This window comes from Nissabacter sp. SGAir0207, from assembly GCF_005491205.1.
Taxonomy (GTDB): domain Bacteria; phylum Pseudomonadota; class Gammaproteobacteria; order Enterobacterales; family Enterobacteriaceae; genus Chimaeribacter.
Genome location: NZ_CP028035.1, coordinates 1,240,118 through 1,259,125, shown reverse-complemented (window position 1 = coordinate 1,259,125; position 19,008 = coordinate 1,240,118). Strand labels below are relative to the sequence as shown.

The window sequence follows — 19,008 nt, the reverse complement described above, 5'->3', positions numbered from 1 at the left end:
TGCGGCCGCGCGCCATCGATGACAGCCCTCCCGAGGGGGTGGGAGGGCAATATGAACCCGCCAGTATAGCCGGGCTTGCCGCGCTATCATAGCCACGGGCGCGGCTTATCTGGCCGGGTCGCCATGCGGGCTGAAATTTGGCATACTGTTGGCTGAATTACCGCCCCCTTCTGTTGCAGGACACCCCATGTCATTTACCCTTCGCCCCTACCAGCGCGAGGCCGTCGAGGCCACGCTGAGCTACTTCCGCCGTCGCCAGGATCCGGCGGTGATCGTGCTGCCCACCGGGGCTGGCAAGAGTCTGGTGATCGCTGAACTGGCGCGGCTGGCGCGCGGCCGGGTGCTGGTGCTGGCGCACGTCAAGGAGCTGGTGGCGCAGAACCATGCCAAGTATCGCGCCTATGGGCTGGAGGCGGACATCTTCGCCGCCGGGCTGCAACAGAAGGCGAGCGCTGGCAAAGTGGTGTTCGGCAGCGTGCAGTCGGTGGCGCGCAACCTCGACCAGTTCGATGGTGCCTTCTCATTGCTGATTGTCGATGAGTGCCACCGCATCAGCGACGAGGATGAGAGCCAGTACCAGCAGGTGCTTAACCACCTGCGGCGCGCCAACCCCCAGCTGCGGCTGCTGGGGCTGACCGCCACCCCCTACCGCCTCGGCAAGGGGTGGATCTACCAGTTCCACTACCACGGCATGGTGCGCGGCGATGAAAAGAGCCTGTTCCGCGACTGCATCTATGAGCTGCCGCTGCGCTACATGATCAAGCATGGCTTTCTGGTGCCGCCGGAGCGGCTCGACATGCCGGTGGTGCAGTATGATTTCAGCCGCTTGCAGGCCAACAGCAACGGGCTGTTCAACGAATCTGAATTGAACCGCGAGCTGAAGCAGCAACAGCGCATCACCCCGCACATCATCAGCCAGATCATGGAGTATGCCGCCGACCGGCGTGGGGTGATGATCTTCGCTGCCACCGTCGAGCACGCTGGCGAGATCCACGGCCTGCTACCGGCTGGCGAGGCGGCACTGGTGAGCGCCCAGACGCCGCCCGCCGAGCGTGATCGGCTGATTGAGGCCTTCAAGCAGCAGCAACTGCGCTATCTGGTCAACGTGGCGGTACTGACCACCGGCTTTGACGCGCCACACGTTGACCTGATTGCCATTCTGCGCCCGACCGAGTCGGTCAGCCTCTACCAGCAGATCGTGGGCCGCGGCCTGCGCCTCAGCCCCGGCAAGCAGGATTGCCTGATCCTCGACTACGCTGGCAACCCGCACGACCTGTTCACGCCGGAGGTGGGTGCCGCCAAGGGGGCCTCTGACAACCAGCCGGTGCAGGTGTTCTGCCCGGCCTGCGGTTTCGCCAACCTGTTCTGGGGCAAGGCGCTGCCGGACGGCACGGTGATTGAGCACTTTGGCCGCCGCTGCCAGGGCTGGTTCGAGGACGATGAGGGCCACCGCGAGCAGTGCGACTTCCGCTTCCGCGCCAAAAGCTGCCCGCACTGCGGCGCGGAGAATGACATCGCCGCGCGCCGCTGCCACCAGTGCAATCAGGTGCTGGTCGATCCCGATGACATGCTGAAGGCGGCGCTGAAGCTGAAAGATGCGCTGGTGCTGCGCTGCGGTGGCATGGCGCTGGAGAGCGGGCGCGATGACAAAGGCGAATGGCTGAACGTCACCTACTACGACGAGGATGGCGCCAGCGCCAGCGAGCGCTTCCGCCTGAGCAGCCCGGCGCAGAAACTGGCGTTCCAGCAGCTGTTCGTGCGGCCGCACCAGCGCGCGCCGGGCGTGCCCTTTAGCTGGCAGAGCGCCGCCGACGTGCTGGCGCAGCAGGCGCTGTTCCGCCACCCCGATTTTGTGGTGGCGCGCCTGAAGGGGCGCTTCTGGCAGATCCGCGAAAAGGTGTTCGACTATCAGGGGCGCTTCCGCCGCGCCAATGAACTGCGCGGCTAAGGCTATTTTCATTGCCGCGACAGGAGTAATCCGGTAAAATGCCGCCCGCTTTGCCGCCTGAAAAGGCGCAACGCTGAAATCTCCTACCTGTTGCTGGGTCGCCTGTAGCAGGGTTAATTTCTTAAAGAGAAAAAACAATGTTCACTATCAATGTAGAAGTACGTAAAGAGCAGGGTAAGGGTGCGAGCCGCCGCCTGCGCGCAGCTAACAAATTCCCAGCAATCATTTACGGCGGTACTGAAGCACCGATCGCTATCGAGCTGGACCATGATCTGGTTAAGAACATGGAAGCGAAAGCTGAATTCTATGGCGAAACCCTGACTCTGGTTGTCGACGGTAAAGAGACCAAAGTTAAAGTTCAGGCTGTACAGCGTCACCCGTTCAAGCCGAAACTGGCTCACATCGACTTCGTTCGCGCATAAGCAACGCAGTATGATGGCTCCGGGACGCCGGGGTTCGCCAAATAAAAAACGCCGCATCTGCGGCGTTTTTTATTGCCCTGAAAACAGGCTGGCTATTTGTCGCCCCCGCTCAGGCGGCGTTGCAGCTGGTCACGCAAGTTGGGCGGCGTGCCCTTGATGGTCAGCGTGTCGGTGGCCGGGTCCCAGAAGATCCGCTCCCCCATCAGCAGCGCGTCAAAGTTGATGCTCAGCCCGCCGCCGCTGCCAGAGAATTTGGTCAGCTGGCGCAGGGTGCTGCGATCCGCCGGGAAATTCTCCTCCAGCGAGTAGCCCTCATCCTGTGAGAACTGCTTGAAATCGCGCTCGCCAATCGGCGGCAGCGCCTGTGCCAGTTCCGTCAGCGCAATCTCCTCGCCGGCCTGCAACTGCTCGTTGCAGTAGCTGTAGACCTGCTGGCGATAAGCCTGACGCTCGTTCTTATCCAGTTGCCCCTCGGCACAGTAGTCATCCACCGCCTGCAACAGGCCGCGGTTCTGCGCCTTGGTGTCCAGCCCCTCGGCCGCGCCGAGGAAATCCATGAAGAAGTCCGCGACCTTGCGCCCTACCCGCCCCTTCAGGAAGGTGAGGTAACGGCTCGACTCCGGGTTGGTCTCCCACTCGGTCAGATCGATGCGCGCCACGATGTCCGCATGGTTGATGTCCAGATAGTGGGTGCTGCTGATGTCGAGCTGCTCATTGACGCGCATACTTGGGCAGTTATCCAACACCGCAATCAATAGGTACTCCACCGCCAGGTAGCGATACTGGCAGAACAGCACCACGCCACCGCTGGCGAACGGGTATTTGGCCAGCTCATCGCGCAGCCGGCCGGTGGCGGCGCGGGAGAAGGCGAGGAAATCGTCGTCGCCCTTGCGGCAGGCACGCAGCGCGTCAGCCAGCTCGCTCCCCTCATTGAACAGGCCATAGGCCTTGCTCTTGGCGCTGTAGACGCGGTGCAACTCAGCCATCATCTCATCCACCGCCGCATTGGTGGTAAGCAGGGAGTCGCGCAGTACCACCTCAAGTGTCTGCTCGTCCCGTTTGATCAACTGGTGTAGGGCGATCTGGCCGATATCCAGACTCATGGTGCTCTCCTCTCGTGGTGGGGTATGCCGTGCGCCGCGTATTCAAACACCGAAGGCGGCTTGCTGCAACTTAAAAGCGGGGGGCCGGGCGCAGGCTTACGCCCACGTCGCGTATAATGTTATAAAAGTGGGGAAACTCACGCGTCTATACGTTAAGATATTGGACTTTGTCAGGTTAAGAAGCACAGTAAACTATGCCACAATCATCCCGTTACAGCGACGAACACGTCGAACAACTGCTTGCCGAGCTGGTGAGCGTTCTGGAGAAGCACCGTACCCCGACCGATCTCTCATTGATGGTGCTGGGCAATATGGTGACCAATCTGATCAATACCAGCGTTGCGCCGGCGCAGCGTAAACACCTGGCGCGCTCGTTTGCCGACGCGTTGCAGGCTTCAGTCCGCGACGATACAGCCCATTAAAACGACAGCCGCCCTGAACCCCGTATGGTGAACAATCGTCAGCGCTACCGCGAAAAAGTCTCCCAGATGATCAGCTGGGGGCACTGGTTCGCCCTGTTCAATATCCTGCTTTGCCTGGGGTTGGGCAGCCGTTACCTGTTTGTCTCTGACTGGCCCGCCTCGCTGGCTGGCCGCATCTACGCCTTCGTCAGCCTGCTGGGCCACTTCAGCTTCATTGGCTTCGCCGCCTACCTGCTGATCATCTTCCCGCTCACCTTCGTGGTGATGTCGCAACGGCTGTTGAGGTTCCTCTCCGCCGCCTTCGCCACCGCCGGGCTGACGCTGCTGCTGGTTGACAGCGAGGTGTTCACCCGCTTCCACCTGCACCTCAACCCGGTGGTGTGGGAGCTGGTGGTCAACCCGGAACAGGGCGAGCTGGCGCGTGACTGGCAACTGATGTTCATCAGCGTGCCCGTGATCTTCCTGGTGGAGATGCTGTTTGGCACCTGGGCGTGGCAGAAGCTGCGCAGCCTTAACCGGCAGCGCTTCGGCAAGCCGCTGGCGATGCTGTTTATATTGACCTTCTTCAGTTCGCACCTGCTCTATATCTGGGCGGATGCCAATTTCTACCGTCCCATTACCATGCAGCGCGCCAACCTGCCGCTCTCCTACCCGATGACCGCCCGTAAGTTCCTGGAGAAACATGGCTTGCTGGATGCGCAGGAGTACCAGCGCCGACTGGCGCAGCAGGGCAAGCCGGAAGCGGTGGCGGTGGAGTACCCACTAAATGCCATCACCTTCCGCGATGGCGGCAGCGGCTATAACCTGCTGCTGGTGACGGCGGAGAGCCTGCGCGCCGACAATCTGGCGCAGACCATGCCCACGCTGGCCGCCTTTGCCCAGCAGAATATTGCCTTCAGCCAGCACTACAGCGCTGGCAACCAGAATGACAGCGGCCTGTTTGGGCTGTTCTATGGCATTTCGCCGACCTATATGGACGGCATTCTGTCGGCGCGCAAACCCAGCGCCCTGATTGCCGCGTTGAGCAGCCAGGGCTACCAGTTCGGGCTGTTCGCCTCGGATGGCTTCCGCTCGGCGCTCTACCGTCAGGCGCTGCTGGCCGACTTCTCACTGCCAGCCCCGGCCCCACAAAGCGACCGCCAGACGCGCCAGCAGTGGCAGCAGTGGCTGGCTGGCCGCAACGGCAAGGCGCCCTGGTTCTCCTATCTGAGCTTCAACGGCATCAGTCAGGCGTTGGACAGTGACGGCAAGCCGCTCACTGGCAATGCGCTGGCGCAGCAGTACCGCCGCGCCGCCGGGCAGATGGATGAGCAGATTGCCGCGGTGCTGGAGAGCCTGCGGGCCAGCGGCCAGCTGGAGCGCACGGTGGTGGTGATCACCGGCAGCCACGGCATGGCGCTCGGTGACAAGGGCAAGCTGGCGAACGGCGACAGCCGCCAGCAGTTGCAGGTGCCGCTGGCCATCCACTGGCCGGGCACGCCAGCGCAGCAGATCAGCAAGCTGACCAGCCATGAGGATGTGATGGCCACGCTGATGCAGCGCCTGTTGCATGTGGAGACGCGCGCCGCCGACTACTCGCAGGGCGAGGATCTGTTCGCCGCGCGCCGCCGCCATGACTGGGTGACCACCGGCGATCACGGCAACCTGCTGGTGACCACGCCGACGCAGACGCTGCTGTTGAGCGCTGGCGGCGACTACCGGGTCTACGATCGCGACGGTCAGGAGATGAAAAACGAGAAGCCGCAACTGGCGCTACTGTTGCAGGTGCTGACCGACGAACGGCGCTTTATTGCTGACTAACTGCTTAAAACTAAAGCAGTCATTACGCCGCCCTCTTGCAATCGGGCCGGGAATCGGTAGTATAGTCGCCCATAGCGTCGGCATGTAGCGCAGCCTGGTAGCGCACCGTCATGGGGTGTCGGGGGTCGGAGGTTCGAATCCTCTCATGCCGACCAACTCTTTTTCCAGCCGTACCCGTTACAGCTGGATACCCCACAAAAAACCCGCACTCTCTTTGAGACTGCGGGTTTTTTGTTTTCCAGAATAGGTGGCAGACGCGCCAGACTGGCCGCCGTTCTCCCCGCGTCAATAGCGCCATCCATGCCCCTCCCTCACCGCAAAAAAATTTTTGCCGCCGTCTGGCAAACTCTGGCGAAATGGCAACAACAACTGTATATTCGTCCACCTTAACACCCTAAATTGCCACATGTAAGGACGCGTCATGCGTGTAGAGCTGATTTACGACAAACGTAACGTTGCCGGGCTGCCGAATGCCCATGCCCTGATCACCGCGGAGCTGACCAAGCGGGTTCACCGGGTGTTCCCGGATGCAGAGGTTAAAGTGAAGGCGATGCAGGCCAACGGCCTGAACAGCGACGCCAGCAAGCAGGACAAGTCCGTACTGAACCGTCTGGTCGAAGAGATGTTCGATGATGCGGATGAGTGGCTGACGCACGACGACTATTGATCCGTACGGTCGCGAAAAGGGTGTGATTCCTGTCACATCTGTTAAGAAACCGTAGGAGTGCGTAAAAGGGATAAAATCCTATAGCCGACGCTTTTTTTCAGCATTACTTTAGCCGCACCTGACGATCAGGCTGGAGTTAATACGATGAAAAAAACCGTCACGCTGTTCACCTTGCTCTCACTCTCCCTGCCGCTGCTGGCTCTTCCGCAGGTGTCACACGCGGAAGTCGAGCTGGGTGTGGATGTGCCCGGCCTCTCCCTGCATATCGGGGATCAGGATCGGCGCGGTTACTACTGGGATGGCGACGACTGGCGCGACCCGGACTGGTGGCATCACCACCGCCACCATGAGGGCCGCTGGGTATGGGTCGAGGAGCCGCCCCACCACGGGCCGCCCCCGCCGCACTGGCATGATGGCTGGCGCGATGACGGCCCCCCGCACTGGCACGATGATGGCCCACCGCCGGGCTGGCACCACGACCACGACTGACCCCTTTACCGGCTGCCGCCCGGCGGCCGGTTCACCTGCCTCCTTTCTTAAAATTCAGATTGTCTTTTGCCGTTTTTCTGAAAAAATATTGCCGGTCAATCTGCATGGTCGCGTGAAAGGGGTGCGGGCGTATGAAACGGTTGCTGATGGTGTTGTTCTGCTTTGTGGCAGTGTGCGTGGGCGTCATTTCGCTGATGCAGGGCACCCCGCCCTGGGGTTAAGCGGGCGGCACGGCGGGCGGAAGCGCCCGCATGTCAACCAGTGAAAAGGCCCTGCTTCACCGCGCTGCTCGGCCAATTGCCCTCCCCTCCCACAACGGATAATGGCCGCTCCTGTTTTGCCCCTGCGGAGGCTGCCATGCACCTGACCCCTACCACCCTTTGGACGCTGCTGATTGGCAGCTGCGCGCTGTTCTGGCTGGCGCTGGCCATGCTGGCGACCCACCTGTTTTAAGCCAGTCCCGCCGCACTTTTTGTGGCAACTCGCAGAATTGCGATCCGCCCCTTCACAGCCAGGCATACCGGGCGGATACTAGTGGGCCGGCCTGGGGCGTCCCCTTGGCGCCACAGCCATGCCAGGGCACTTCGTCACGGCAGCTGTTTCCAGGCTACTGAAATCAAGGATGAAACATGCTCAAAACAAACTACATGCACCACACGGTCTACCAGCTTGAGGCGGGCGACCTGCTGACAGACTGTGAAAAGGGCAGCTACGCGGTATTTGATGAGGAGGAGGGCTGGTGGGTGGTCAAGGTGGAGGGCAACAGCGCCAATCCCCTCTCGACCGACCCGGTTGAGAGCCGCGCCGCCGCCTTCGATATTCTGGCCCGCCATTTGAGCCACTGACGATCTGCGCCGGGCGGCCACGCTGGCCCGGCGCATTTCCGCCCCCTCCCCCCCGGCTCCGCTATTTCATAGAATTTGTGTATACTGCCCCTATACCTATTCAGAAACAGACAAACCCATGACACCAGATATCCATATCACCGTTGTCTGCGCCCTGAGCAAGTGGATTGAAAACCACCTTGGCCGTGTCATTCACCTGGAAGAGCTGGCTGAGTACTCTGGCTACTCCTTATGGCACATGCAGAAACTGTTCAAAGAGTCGACGGGCATTTCGCTAGGAAAATATATCCGCGAACGCCGTCTGGCGGGTGCGGCCTACCAGCTTAGCGCCAGTGACACCCCCATCTTTGATATCGCGATGGATTTTGGCTTCGGTTCGCAGTCGCACTTCACCTATATGTTCCGCAAGCGCTTCAACATCACCCCGCTGGAGTACCGGCAGAACCCGGACATCACGCTGGACATCGCCCCACCGCTGCATCTGGTGCACCAGAAATCCGCCTGATTTTGCATAAAAAAAGGGCCGGCATCGTGCCGGCCCTGTCAATTCATCAAGCTTAGAACTGGTAAACCAGACCTACGCCCACCACGTCGTCGGTGTTGATGCCGGCCGCGCGGGTGAACTCGTTGTCATCCAACAGGTTGATTTTGTAATCCACATAGGTGGACATGTTTTTGTTGAAGTAGTAGGTCGCGCCCACGTCGACATATTTCAGCAGATCCTGATTGCCGAAGCCCTCAATGTCCTTGCCGCGTGATTGCAGGTAGGCCACGGACGGACGCAGGCCGAAGTCGAACTGGTACTGCGCCACCGCTTCCCAGTTGTCCGCTTCGTTGGCGAAGCCTTCAATGGTGCTGCTGTTGTCGCCAAAGCGGGTCGCGTTGTAGGTTTTGGTGTACATCGCCGCCAGGTAGATGTTGTTGGCGTCATACTTCAGGCCGCCGGTGTAGGCGTCCGCACGGTCGCCGTGGCCATACAGGGCCGCGTTGTTCTGGTCGTCAGTGCGGTCAGAGCTGGCGTAAGCCGCCGCGGCGCTGATACCGTTGCCCAGATCGTAGGAGAGGGAGAGGCCATAGCCGTCGCCGTTGCTGTCCAGCACGCTGCGGCCATCTTCGCCGGAGCCGCTGCTGTTTTTGCCCTGATACTGCAGGCCGAGGCTCAGGCCATCCACCAGACCAAAGAAGTTGTTGTTGCGGTAGGTCAGCATACCGTTGCCGCGCTGCATCATGAAGTTGTCAGCGCCGTAGGTGTCGCCGCCGAACTCCGGCAGGACGTCGGTCCAGGCGCCCACGTCATAGATCACGCCGTAGTTACGGCCGTAGTCCAGAGAGCCGTAGTCACCGAACTTCAGGCCAGCGAAGCCCACACGGGTGAAGGTGTCCGCGGAGCCTTCGGACTCGGCGTTGTTCAGCGCCACCTGGTACTCCCACTCGCCGTACCCGGTTAACTGGTTGGAGATTTGAGTCTCGCCACGCAGGCCGAAGCGCATGTAGGACTGGTCGCCATCGCTGCCGTCGTTGTCAGAGAAGTAGTGCAAACCGTCAATCTTGCCGAACAGATCCAGCTTGTTGCCATCTTTGTTATAGATTTCTGCAGCACCTGCGGTGCCGGCAACCAATAAAGCGGGAACCATCAGAGAGAGAATGCGGAGTTTCATTGTAATTTCCTCGATCGTGATGTCGGGCGTGCGCCACTGTTACCAAATAATAATTAAAGCCCGACAAGGCGAATTCATTCTCATGATAAGTGAATAATTAATCCAGAAAGAAAATGCTACCAACCTAGTGATAATGTTTCCTTGTTATAAATAAGCGTATCTGGTTGTAAAAATAAGTGCATTTTTCCAGCGTAAAAATAAAGACAATAAAGCATCTTATGGTAAAGCAGGCGCGCCAATTCATACAAATCAGTTATTTATCATAGATTTACTTTATCGCACATTGTGATAAAGCAAATCTGTAAATTAACTATATACTTCCTCCCGCTATCATCATTATTTGTATTTATCTTCATTATCTCCGATAATTTGACTGTTTTTTGCACCGGCCTTTTGGCCGGTTTTTTATTGCTCTGAATAAATAGTTATTCTGCGTGATTGATAATAACGGTAATCATCGATTATCGCTGAGCAAATAAACATCACTCCATCTTTAATGGAATAAATAATAGTCACTCCACAGAAAAATAGGCAACATCCCGGCTTACACTTTATTTCCCTGATAAACAGTGCCGTTATTTTCTGCCCACCATGCCTGCGATTGCGCTTCTCGGAACATTCTGGCTGCGGCGCGCGGCCGCCATTACTTAGACTTATGCCGAGAAAATTCGCATAATCACGCCCTGACCGCCACCTGCCACCATAAAGGAACCGCATGCCACACCCTGACACCCAGCCCGATGAGATCCTGCGGGCGCGCACCCTGCTTCTGACCCGCCGCTTCGCCAAACTGGACGAGTGGCTGCTGATGCAGATGCGCGGCTGGCAGTCGCACAGCGATCCCCGCAGCCCCTACGGCGTGGTGATGAGCATGGAGACCCTGTTCAGCGGCGGCGAGTTGGACGCGGCCGGCCGGCTGGAGTTGCTACAGGAGTGGGTGCTGCACTCACCGACGAGCTACCATGCGCGGGTGTTGCTCGGCATGTTCTGGCATGAGCAGGCGTGGGCGATCCGCAGCCAGGGCGACGAGGCTGAGATGCCGGACAGCCAGTGGCTGGGCGCGCAGCTCTGCTGTGACCATGCGGTGCTGGCGCTGCTGGATGCAGTGGCCTGCCACCCGCGCCCGACCCACGCCTTCCGCCACCTGATGACCCTGAGCGGCGGCTTTGGCGAGCCTTACTGGCTGCGCGCACTGTTCGCTGGCGAGGTTCCGCTGCCGCTGCATCAGAAGTTCAAGTTGGAGAACAACCCGCTGTGGGCCGAGGGCGTCAGCTGGCTGCACCGGCTGGGCGCGGCCGCGCCTTCCGTCTGGCCGTCGCAGTTACCAGCATCGTTGCCGCCGCGTGAAGAGGCGGAGGCCCCGGTGGACTATTGGCTACGGCTGGCGCTGGCGGTGCGGCCGGGTGACAGCGGGACGCTGGAGTCGTGGCTGGTGTTCCAGACCCCGGCGTGGGGCGGCGATCAGGCGCGGATGGAGGAGGTGGTGGAAGGCCCGCTGATGGCGGCCTTTGAGGAGGAGACGCGCCAGCGTTTCCGTGCCGAGGCGCTGTTGGCGGCGCTGGCTGGCGACGTGGCCGAGCCGGAGAGCGACCGGGCAACGCAGTTGCAGCAGCGGCTGGCGGAGGTGCTGGCCGCCGATCTTGCCCCGGCGCTGCGCTGGCGGTTGCTGGAGGCGGCCGCGCCCTGTCTGGCCTACTGGCAGGATGACGATGCCGCCGGGCTGGCCTGTTACGCCGAGATGCTGCCGCTGTGCCCGGAGGCGACGCCCTCCCCCTTCGCCACGCTGTTTATCTCGCGGGCGGTGCTGGCTTCCGGTGTGGAGGATGAGCACGGCGTGCTGGCGAGCCTGTTGCAGCGCGCCTGCGCCTTCCCCTCCGATGCGCTGTTGGCGGCCTTCGCGGCCTGCGCCAGCGCCCACGGGCTGTATGGCGTGCCGGAGAACCTGCGCCTTTCCGCCTCGCTGATGGATTACGCCGCCTCCCTGCTGGCGGCGGATGGCGCGCGTGAACAGACCGAGCAGCAGCAGATCACGCTCGCGCACGATATGGCGCTGCATGGCGATCTCAACGCCGCCCACACCATGCTGTTGGGGATGGCCCTACGCGGCAGCGCGTTGCACAGTTATGAGCTGTACCTGTTCTACCGTAACGCCTGGCACGAGGATGTTCCGGAGGCGTTGCAGAGCGCGCACGGGGCGATGCAGGCCGCTGGCCGCGCCGCCGAGGCGGGCATGGTGCCAGCGATGTTCGCTTACGCCAATGCGCTGCGCGAGGGCAGCGGCGGCGAGCCTGACTACGCCGGGGCGATGCGCTGGTATCAGCAGGCGATTGCCGGTGGCGATCTGCACGCCCGTTACTGGCGCGCCACCTGGGCGCTGGAGGCTGGCCCGGAGGCCGATCGCCGTCAGGCGGTGGATCAGTGGTTGCCGGAGATTATCCGTGATGAGGAGAGCCGCACCCGCGCCGAGGCCGCCTGGTCGCTCGGCATGGCCTGGCTGAACGGTCTGGGCTGCGATCGCAACCGCTACATGGCGCAGCGGCTGTTTGAGCTGGCGCTCAGCCTGAACCCGGCATTTGACGAAGCGCGCAGCGCGCTGGAGGGCCTGAGCACCACCCTGCGCGGGCGGATGGCGCTCTGGCAGGATAAGCGGAAATTGAGTGACTCTCAGGCTCTGGAGTCGGTGGGGCTAAGGGGCGAGGCCCCTTAGTATCCCTCTTTGTTTTGGCATGGGGGATGCCTGTGGCCGCGCTTGGGGCGGGAAAGATTTTCAGGCATTGCGATTGCCTTTGGCCTCGCTGAGGCCGGAGCAGGGTTTCGGTTGTTCGGATTCCTTTTTCTGCTTCGGCCCCGGAGCCTCAACCGAGCAGGGCCTGCCGGCGCGCCGGCCCTGCACCCGCGCGCTTTTGGGTGAAATGGCTAATCATTGCCCGCTCTCGCGGGTGACCCTCGCTACGTCTCCGGGCTTGCGGGCCGGCCCAGACGCGCTCCCGGCGCGGCTGGCCCTTTCGCGGGCGTCCTGCCCGCTCACCCGGCCCTGCGACTTCACTCGGCAATGATTTAACGCCCCCACCTCCTCTGCGCGCTGTAGGTATGTGAGGAAATAGTTGGGGAATTTTTTTTGAGGGTGCGATGTGCCCGCTCATCCGGCCTTGCGACTCCACTCGGTAATGGGTGGATAGTCATATTGTCAGTTTACTGAATATATTTGCCATAACAAATTGATTATAAATGGTTATTACGCGTTTCAGCAGGTGTAAGAATCATTCTGGTCTGTACCTTTTTAAAGCACAATAATGGTTGAGTTCTCACCTGTGAAACCCTACCATATTTGTACGGCATAATTCCGTACATTATTCGACATTGATAAAATAGTAGGCATACCGTCTAAAAAATAGAGAGAGCCTTATGGCTCGTAACGAGGAGTCATCGCCCTTCCTGCGTCATGGGCGGTCGAGGAGAAAGACATGTCAACCTTGAAGAAACAGCGCATCGATCTAAGACTGAACGAAAACGACAAAAGCCTGATCGAAGAAGCCGCGGCAATGACTAACCAGTCCATTTCACAGTTCATGGTTAACACGGCCTCTCAACGTGCAGCAGAAATTATTGACCAGCACCGCCGCCTGATCCTCAGCGAGGAGTCATGGAACTTGGTTCAGGATGCCATCAATAACCCACCAGAACCAAACAGCCGGTTGAAACGAGCAGCCAAGCGTCTACAACAAATGGAGTAATAAGTGGATGGTTTAAAAGTAGAGATTTTTTCTGAGGAAGTTGAATATGATTTAAGCAATTTCGATTGCGGGGAAGCGTACCTCAATACTTTTCTTACTGAGCACCTAAGGCGCCAGCACAACAACAAAGTTTTACGTGGTTATATGCTCATTACGCGAGAGGAAAAGCCGCGCGTCATGGGGTACTACACATTGTCAGGCAGTTGCTTTGAAAAGACCTTTCTTCCAAGCAAAACGCAGCAAAGGCGAGTGCCTTACAAGAACGTCCCAAGCGTGACCTTGGGTCGTCTGGCAATTGACAAAGACATCCATCGGCAAGGCTGGGGAGAGTTGCTTGTCGCCCATGCCATGAAAGTCGTTTACCGGGCATCACAGGTCGTTGGCATTCACGGAATGTTTGTCGAAGCGCTAAATGCAGATGCGAAAAACTTCTATCTGAGATTGGGTTTTACACAACTTGAGGGAGAGAGTGAGAACTACCTCTTTTACCCAACCAAATCTATTGAACAGCTGTTTGATGAGAAAGACGAATAAGCAAAAGCATCGCACCCCAAAAAAATACCCCTACTCTTTCCTCACATAGCCAAGTATTTGCAGAAACGGTGGGGGGCATTAATCATTGCCGAGTAGAGTCACAAGGACAGATGAACGGGCACATCCCACTTTCCAATACCCCCCAACTATTTCCTCACATAGCCAAGCATTTGCAGAGGAGGTGGGGGCGTTAAATCATTGCCGAGTGGAGTCGTAGGGCCGGGTGAGCGGGCAGGACGCCCGCGAAAGGGCCAGCCGCGCCGGGAGCGCGTCTGGGCCGGCCCGGAAGCCCGGAGACGCAGCGAGGGTCACCCGCGAGAGCGGGCAATGATTAGCCACTTCACCCCAAAGCGCGCGGGTGCAGGGCCGGCGCGCCGGCAGGCCCTGCTCGGTTGAGGCTCCGGGGCCGAAGCAGAAAAAGGAATCCGAACAACCGAAACCCTGCTCCGGCCTGGCTCGGCCACAAGCACCCACGAGTGCCCGAAACCCTTCTCCGGCCTAGCGAAGCCACAGGCCCCCAAGAGTGCCTGAAACCACTCCCCAGCGGGGGCTAAGGGGGCCATCAGCCCCCCTCCCCCCCTCACCGTTCCCTCAACGACTCCTTCACCTTGTTCAATGGCTTCAGCAAGTAGTCCATCACGCTCTTCTGGCCGGTCTTAATGTCCACGGTGGCGACCATCCCCGGCACGATGGGGAACTGGCGGCCGCTGCGGTTGGTCAGGAAGGCACGGTCGGTGCGGACGTAGACGCGGTAGTAGAACTGGTCACGCTTCACCTCGTCCTGGATGGTGTCGGGCGACACCGTCTCCACCTGGCCCTTCAGGTCGCCGTAGATGGAGGAGTCGTAGGCGGTGATCTTCACCGTCGCTGGCAGGCCGGGGCGGATGTAGGCGATGTCGCGTGGGTTGATGCGCGTCTCAATCAGCAACTGATCCTCAATCGGCACGATCTCCATCAGCTTGCCGCCCGGTTGCAGCACGCCGCCCACGGTGGTCACCTGAATGTCCTTCACGATGCCGCGCACCGGCGAGAACATCTCGGCACGCGTCACCTGATCCTCCTTGCCGGCCATTACCTGCATCTCGGCCTCCAGATCGGCGTTGTTCTTCACCTGCTCCTCGCGCGCCTTCACCGCGTACTGGTTGCGCGCCTCGTCAATCTTGCCGCGGATCTCGCTGGCCTGCCGCCGCAGGCGGATCACTTCCACCTGCCCGGCCGCGCCTTTGGCGACCAGTGGCTCGGTCATCCGTAACTCCTGCTCCACCAGCCGCAACGAATCCTGCAAGTTCTTCACCGTCTCGTCGCGGTTCTGCTTGCGCGACAGATAGAGCTGACGCTCGCGCGCCACCAGCTCCGGCGACTTCATCGACTCGGCGCTGAACACCAGCGGTGCGCCGGTCAGTTCGGCGCTCAGGCGTTCGGCGGAGGCACGTAAGGTGCGCACCCGCGCGGCCGCCTCGCCAAAGTTGGACTGGAAGCGGGTCGGGTCGAGGCGCGCCAAAATCTGCCCCTTATTGACGATGCTCCCCTCCTGCACCAGCAACTGCTTGATCACGCCGCCGTCCAGGCTCTCAATCTGCTGGGCGCGGCTCGAGGGCGTCACCTTGCCGGTGCCGACTGTCACCTCATCCAGCACCGCAAAATAGGCCCAGACAAAAAACAGCACCAGCGCCAGCAATGAGAGCCAGATAATGCCGGAAACGCGCTTCTCCTGACGTTCAAAATCATCCGTTATGAGGGTCATACAGGCTCCTTATGCCGCGCCCTGGCGCGCTTTGGCGGCCGCGGCTTGGGTAGCAGCGGCGTTAGAGAGGATCTGGTCACGCGGACCATCGGCCACCACGCGGCCGTTGTCCATCACCACGATGCGATCCACCAGCTTCAGCAGCGCCGGGCGATGGGTCACCAGCACCAGCGTGCGGCCGGTCAGCCAGGTATGCATCTGGCGCAACACATACTCCTCCAGCTGCTCATCCATCGAGGCGGTCGGCTCATCCATCAGCACCACCTGCGGGTTGCGCAGCACCATGCGGCTGATCAGCACCATCTGCTGCTGGCCGCCGGAGAGGCCGCGCCCGCCCTCGTTGATGATGCGATCGAGGCTGGCGGCGTCCTGTTGCACCATCGTCAGCGCGCCGCTGATGCGCAGCGCCTGCAACATCTCCTGATCGGTGGCGTGTGGGTAGCCCAGCATCAGGTTCTGGCGCAGCGTGCCGAAGAACAGCCGCGAATCCTGCGACAGGTAGCCCAGCTGGCGGCGCAGGTCGGCCGGCTCGACGCGGGTGATGTCCACGCCGTCGATGATGATCTTGCCGCCGGTCGGCGTCGCCTGACCAGAGAGCAATTTGAGCAGCGTCGATTTACCCGCCCCCACCTTGCCCAGAATCGCCACCCGCTCGCCGGGCTTGATCTCCAGCTTGCCGATGCCCATCACGTTCGGCCCCTGCTCCGGGTCATAGGCGTACTGCACGTTGCTCAGCTGGTAGTGGCCGCTGAGCGCCGGGCAGTGCGCCAGCACTTCATCCTCTGGCCGGTCGAGCGGCTTTTTCAGCAGCTCATCCAGCCCCTTCATCGCGCTCTTGGCGTGCTGCCAGCGCGAGAAGACCATTGTCAGCTGCATCAGCGGCGCGATGGTGCGCGACGAGAGCAGGCTGGCGGCCACCAATGTCCCGGTGGTGATGTCGCCCTGCAACACCAGATAGACGCCGAACACCAGCATCCCGGCGTAGGTGAGTTGCTGCACGGTGGAGGCCCAGCCGGTCAGGCGCGCGCCCCACTGCCGCTGTTTGATGCCGATGGTGGCCCCGACGTCGTGGTTCTGCTCCCACTGGCGCTGGAAGTAGGGTTCGGCCTGCAACGCCTTGATATCCTCAATCCCCTCGATCGACTCCACCAGCACCGCGTTGCGCAGCGCGCCCTCGCGCATCCCCTCCTGCGCCAGCTTCGCCATCGGGATCTGGATCAGCAGGCCGGGGATGACGATCAGCGGGATCGCCAGCAGCGGGATGATCACCAGCGGCCCGCCAAGAAAGGCCATGATGCCAAGGAACAGCAGCACGAACGGCATGTCCGCCGCCGCGCCGACGGTGGTGGAGGTGAGCAGCTCGCGCACCTGATCAATCTCACGCAGTTGGGCGATAAAGGCGCCGGTGGACTTGGGCCGCGCCTCGTTTTTCATCGCCATCGCGCGCGAGAAGAACATCGACGACACCTTGAGGTCGATGCGCTTGCCCATCAGGTCAGAGACGCGGGTGCGCATCAGCCGGATGCCATACTCAATCGCCGCCGCCAGCAGCACGCCGACAAACAGCACCCACAAAGTCGGGAAGGACTCGGCGGGAATCACGCGGTCATAGACCTGCATCGAAAACAGGATACCGGCCAGCGCCAGCACGTTGCCCACCACCGAGGCGAGCGAGATCTCGGCGATGCGCCGCCCGGTGCCACGGAAGTTGTGCCAGAACCAGTGCTTGCGGTAGGGCTGCACGAACTCATCGATGCGCCCGTCGCGCCCGCGCGCCGCCACGCCCACCAGCACCACATTGCCGTCGCCCTGCGACAGCAGGCTGGAGAGATCGGCCTGACGCATGATGTCGCCGCCATCCTCCATCCAGTAACCGGCCTGCCCCTGCTCATCCAGCGTCTCGATCACCGCGGTGCCGCCATGCTCCAGCACCACAATCGCTGGCAGCACCTCCTGCCGCCAGCGCACGCGGTCGCGGTTGATGATGCTGACCTGCAATCCCATCAGGCCGCTCAGGCGGTCGAGCTGGCGGTTCCAGGGCAGTTGCTCAAACCAGCGCATCTGCTGGCGCAAAAATTTTGGATCGGCGGGCTTGCCAAAGATCTCGGCGGCCCGGACCATCGCCGCGATCCAGGCGTCCGTTGAGGCTGTTGTTGTCATCACACTCTCCATTCACGGGCTGCGCGCCCTGCGCTGGCCCGAAGCAATAAGGTCACAGGGCTGGCAGGGTGTCGCCGGCCTGTCGCTGCCGGTCAATGCCCAGCATGTCGAGCAAATTGTCCACGGCGGCGGCGTAGCGCACCGTGCCGTCCCAGCCGTCATAGAGCGCGCCAATGCGCATGGTGTCCGCCTGGAACACATCCTGCTCCACCGTCAGCAGGTCATTGAGGCTGCGTTTGCTGAGCTTGTACTCATCCTGATAGACATCGCGGGTGTGGATGGCGCTGGCGTACTGGTCGTCACCGGCGCGCTGGCGCTGCTGCGCGCCCACCATGTCCGCATAGGCGGTGGAGGCCTGTTGGTTAATGTCAAGTTTAGCCTTCTCCACCTCGGCCTGCGCGGCCTCGCGCTCCCCCTGTGCCGACTCCACCTGCGCGCTGATGGCGCCGCCTTGGTAGACCGGCGCGTCCAGCACCAGCTGCACCTGATCGTCCCAGTAGGAGCGGGTGTCATTCTCATAGCGGGTGCGGCCCGCCTGCACACGAATGGTCGGCCAGTGCTGCGCCTGCTGGGCGCGCACCCGCTGGATGGCGGCCTCCTGCCGCGCCTGCGCGCTGCGCACCAGCGAGCTGTTCTGGTAAGGGATGCGCGCCAGCACCACCTGCTGGTTGAGCAGGCTGCGCGGCAGATCCGGCAAGTTGTCGGAGACCACGCCGGTCAGCACCGTCAGCTGGGCGGCAGCGGAGCGCTGCTGGGCGCGGTACTGCTCCAGCGTGGCGCGCATCCCGGCGATGCGGGTCTCGGCCTGCAACACGTCCGACTGCGAGCTAAGCCCGGCGTCGGCGCGCAGCCGCGCGGTGTCGCGCACCCGCTCCAGCGAAGTGATGTTGTCCCGTGCCGCCACCACCAGCGCCTGATAGCGCTTCACCTGCAAATAGGCCTGAAGCGTGCTGAGGCCGACGTCGGTCATGGTGCTGAACAGCGAGTAGCGGTACGCCTCGGTCAGCCGCTCCTGCTCATCGATGCTGCCGCCGGTCTTGCCAAAGTCATAGATCAGTTGGCTCAGTTCAATGCCGCCGGAGGCGTTGTTGTTTAGCTGCCCGGCGGAGTCGGTCTGGTTGGAGCGCCCCGTCGCGGCATTGAGGGAGATTTGTGGGAACCAGGCGCTGCGCGCCTGTTTGAGGTCGCCCTGGCCGACGTGGATCTGCGCCGCCGCCGAGGCAATTTGTGGGTTGCGTGCGAAGGCCCGCAAGATGGCCTCACGCAAAGAGAGGCTGGCGCGCGCCTCTTCGGTCGGCGCCGCCTGCCATTGGAATTCCGGTTGTGTTTCGGCGTGGGCGCTGCCCGTCGCCAGTATCCCTGTTACCCATAACGTGCTGAGCACAATCCCAGCACAACGCCTGCCTTTTTTGGTCATTACCGACGCTACCCTCTATTCGGTGATCTCGGTTGACCGCCCGGCCAACCTGCCGGGCGGCCGCT

At 61.2% G+C, this 19,008-nt stretch carries 16 protein-coding genes and 1 tRNA gene; 12 read left to right on the top strand and 5 right to left on the bottom strand.

From position 1 onward, the window contains the following. Positions 1-187: 187 nt before the first annotated feature. Positions 188-1,948: a DEAD/DEAH box helicase gene (locus C1N62_RS05335; protein ID WP_137762650.1), complete on the top strand. Its 1,761-nt coding sequence runs from the start codon at positions 188-190 to the stop codon at positions 1,946-1,948. A 137-nt stretch (positions 1,949-2,085) separates the two neighbouring features. Continuing rightward, positions 2,086-2,370, top strand: coding sequence for a 50S ribosomal protein L25 (gene rplY, locus C1N62_RS05330; RefSeq protein ID WP_137762649.1), 285 nt, complete (start codon positions 2,086-2,088; stop codon positions 2,368-2,370). A gap of 92 nt (positions 2,371-2,462) precedes the next feature. On the opposite strand, the gene yejK is transcribed toward rplY, so the two are convergent. Further along, positions 2,463-3,473 carry a nucleoid-associated protein YejK gene (gene yejK / locus C1N62_RS05325; RefSeq protein WP_137762648.1) on the bottom strand — a complete coding sequence of 337 codons (1,011 nt, stop codon included), beginning with the start codon at positions 3,471-3,473 and terminating at the stop codon, positions 2,463-2,465. 194 nt (positions 3,474-3,667) lie between these two features. Between yejK and C1N62_RS05320 the strand changes: the two genes are divergently transcribed. The 7 genes from C1N62_RS05320 (at position 3,668) to C1N62_RS05290 (ending at position 8,201) form a co-directional block, all read left to right on the top strand. Beyond that, positions 3,668-3,895 (top strand): YejL family protein, encoded by a 228-nt coding sequence (locus C1N62_RS05320; RefSeq protein ID WP_137762647.1) that lies wholly within the window; start codon positions 3,668-3,670, stop codon positions 3,893-3,895. Positions 3,896-3,919: 24 nt separating this feature from the next. Further along, positions 3,920-5,695 (top strand): LPS biosynthesis-modulating metalloenzyme YejM, encoded by a 1,776-nt coding sequence (yejM, locus tag C1N62_RS05315; RefSeq protein ID WP_137762646.1) that lies wholly within the window; start codon positions 3,920-3,922, stop codon positions 5,693-5,695. A gap of 78 nt (positions 5,696-5,773) precedes the next feature. Continuing rightward, positions 5,774-5,850: transfer RNA gene (locus C1N62_RS05310), tRNA-Pro, on the top strand. Between the two features lie 266 nt (positions 5,851-6,116). Continuing rightward, positions 6,117-6,362: a DinI family protein gene (locus tag C1N62_RS05305; RefSeq protein ID WP_137762645.1), complete on the top strand. Its 246-nt coding sequence runs from the start codon at positions 6,117-6,119 to the stop codon at positions 6,360-6,362. A gap of 144 nt (positions 6,363-6,506) precedes the next feature. Then, positions 6,507-6,851 (top strand): DUF2502 domain-containing protein, encoded by a 345-nt coding sequence (locus tag C1N62_RS05300; RefSeq protein WP_137762644.1) that lies wholly within the window; start codon positions 6,507-6,509, stop codon positions 6,849-6,851. Positions 6,852-7,480: 629 nt separating this feature from the next. Beyond that, complete coding sequence (locus C1N62_RS05295; RefSeq protein WP_137762643.1) at positions 7,481-7,696, top strand: hypothetical protein; 216 nt, start codon at positions 7,481-7,483, stop codon at positions 7,694-7,696. 118 nt (positions 7,697-7,814) lie between these two features. Next, positions 7,815-8,201, top strand: a complete 387-nt coding sequence (locus C1N62_RS05290; RefSeq protein WP_137762642.1) for a helix-turn-helix domain-containing protein — start codon at positions 7,815-7,817, stop codon at positions 8,199-8,201. Between the two features lie 52 nt (positions 8,202-8,253). Here C1N62_RS05290 and ompC read toward each other — a convergent pair whose 3' ends face one another. After that, positions 8,254-9,354, bottom strand: a complete 1,101-nt coding sequence (ompC, locus tag C1N62_RS05285; RefSeq protein ID WP_137762641.1) for a porin OmpC — start codon at positions 9,352-9,354, stop codon at positions 8,254-8,256. A gap of 715 nt (positions 9,355-10,069) precedes the next feature. Between ompC and C1N62_RS05280 the strand changes: the two genes are divergently transcribed. The 3 genes from C1N62_RS05280 to C1N62_RS05270 all read left to right on the top strand — a co-directional run bounded on the left by C1N62_RS05280 (position 10,070) and on the right by C1N62_RS05270 (position 13,622). After that, positions 10,070-12,061, top strand: coding sequence for a DUF4034 domain-containing protein (locus C1N62_RS05280; protein ID WP_137762640.1), 1,992 nt, complete (start codon positions 10,070-10,072; stop codon positions 12,059-12,061). A gap of 757 nt (positions 12,062-12,818) precedes the next feature. After that, the gene (locus C1N62_RS05275) at positions 12,819-13,088 is read left to right on the top strand and encodes a DUF1778 domain-containing protein (RefSeq protein ID WP_137762639.1); all 270 of its coding nucleotides are present in this window, start codon (positions 12,819-12,821) and stop codon (positions 13,086-13,088) included. A 3-nt stretch (positions 13,089-13,091) separates the two neighbouring features. After that, positions 13,092-13,622: a GNAT family N-acetyltransferase gene (locus tag C1N62_RS05270; RefSeq protein ID WP_137762638.1), complete on the top strand. Its 531-nt coding sequence runs from the start codon at positions 13,092-13,094 to the stop codon at positions 13,620-13,622. A 580-nt stretch (positions 13,623-14,202) separates the two neighbouring features. Here the strand turns inward: C1N62_RS05270 and C1N62_RS05265 are convergent. The 3 genes from C1N62_RS05265 to C1N62_RS05255 are packed head-to-tail and all read right to left on the bottom strand — an operon-like array spanning position 14,203 to position 18,943. Next, complete coding sequence (locus C1N62_RS05265) at positions 14,203-15,366, bottom strand: HlyD family efflux transporter periplasmic adaptor subunit (protein ID WP_137762637.1); 1,164 nt, start codon at positions 15,364-15,366, stop codon at positions 14,203-14,205. A gap of 9 nt (positions 15,367-15,375) precedes the next feature. Continuing rightward, a complete protein-coding gene (locus C1N62_RS05260; RefSeq protein WP_240775728.1) occupies positions 15,376-17,526 on the bottom strand; it encodes a type I secretion system permease/ATPase in 2,151 nt (716 codons plus the stop codon). 52 nt (positions 17,527-17,578) lie between these two features. Beyond that, complete coding sequence (locus tag C1N62_RS05255) at positions 17,579-18,943, bottom strand: TolC family outer membrane protein (protein ID WP_137762635.1); 1,365 nt, start codon at positions 18,941-18,943, stop codon at positions 17,579-17,581. Between the last annotated feature and the right edge of the window lie 65 nt (positions 18,944-19,008).

Coding starts and splice junctions, on each gene's coding strand:
- C1N62_RS05335 (WP_137762650.1), top strand. CDS start 188: ATGTCATTTACCCTTCGCCCCTACCAGCGCGAGGCCGTCGAGGCCACG.
- rplY (WP_137762649.1), top strand. CDS start 2,086: ATGTTCACTATCAATGTAGAAGTACGTAAAGAGCAGGGTAAGGGTGCG.
- yejK (WP_137762648.1), bottom strand. CDS start 3,473: ATGAGTCTGGATATCGGCCAGATCGCCCTACACCAGTTGATCAAACGG.
- C1N62_RS05320 (WP_137762647.1), top strand. CDS start 3,668: ATGCCACAATCATCCCGTTACAGCGACGAACACGTCGAACAACTGCTT.
- yejM (WP_137762646.1), top strand. CDS start 3,920: ATGGTGAACAATCGTCAGCGCTACCGCGAAAAAGTCTCCCAGATGATC.
- C1N62_RS05305 (WP_137762645.1), top strand. CDS start 6,117: ATGCGTGTAGAGCTGATTTACGACAAACGTAACGTTGCCGGGCTGCCG.
- C1N62_RS05300 (WP_137762644.1), top strand. CDS start 6,507: ATGAAAAAAACCGTCACGCTGTTCACCTTGCTCTCACTCTCCCTGCCG.
- C1N62_RS05295 (WP_137762643.1), top strand. CDS start 7,481: ATGCTCAAAACAAACTACATGCACCACACGGTCTACCAGCTTGAGGCG.
- C1N62_RS05290 (WP_137762642.1), top strand. CDS start 7,815: ATGACACCAGATATCCATATCACCGTTGTCTGCGCCCTGAGCAAGTGG.
- ompC (WP_137762641.1), bottom strand. CDS start 9,354: ATGAAACTCCGCATTCTCTCTCTGATGGTTCCCGCTTTATTGGTTGCC.
- C1N62_RS05280 (WP_137762640.1), top strand. CDS start 10,070: ATGCCACACCCTGACACCCAGCCCGATGAGATCCTGCGGGCGCGCACC.
- C1N62_RS05275 (WP_137762639.1), top strand. CDS start 12,819: ATGTCAACCTTGAAGAAACAGCGCATCGATCTAAGACTGAACGAAAAC.
- C1N62_RS05265 (WP_137762637.1), bottom strand. CDS start 15,366: ATGACCCTCATAACGGATGATTTTGAACGTCAGGAGAAGCGCGTTTCC.
- C1N62_RS05260 (WP_240775728.1), bottom strand. CDS start 17,526: ATGACAACAACAGCCTCAACGGACGCCTGGATCGCGGCGATGGTCCGG.
- C1N62_RS05255 (WP_137762635.1), bottom strand. CDS start 18,943: ATGACCAAAAAAGGCAGGCGTTGTGCTGGGATTGTGCTCAGCACGTTA.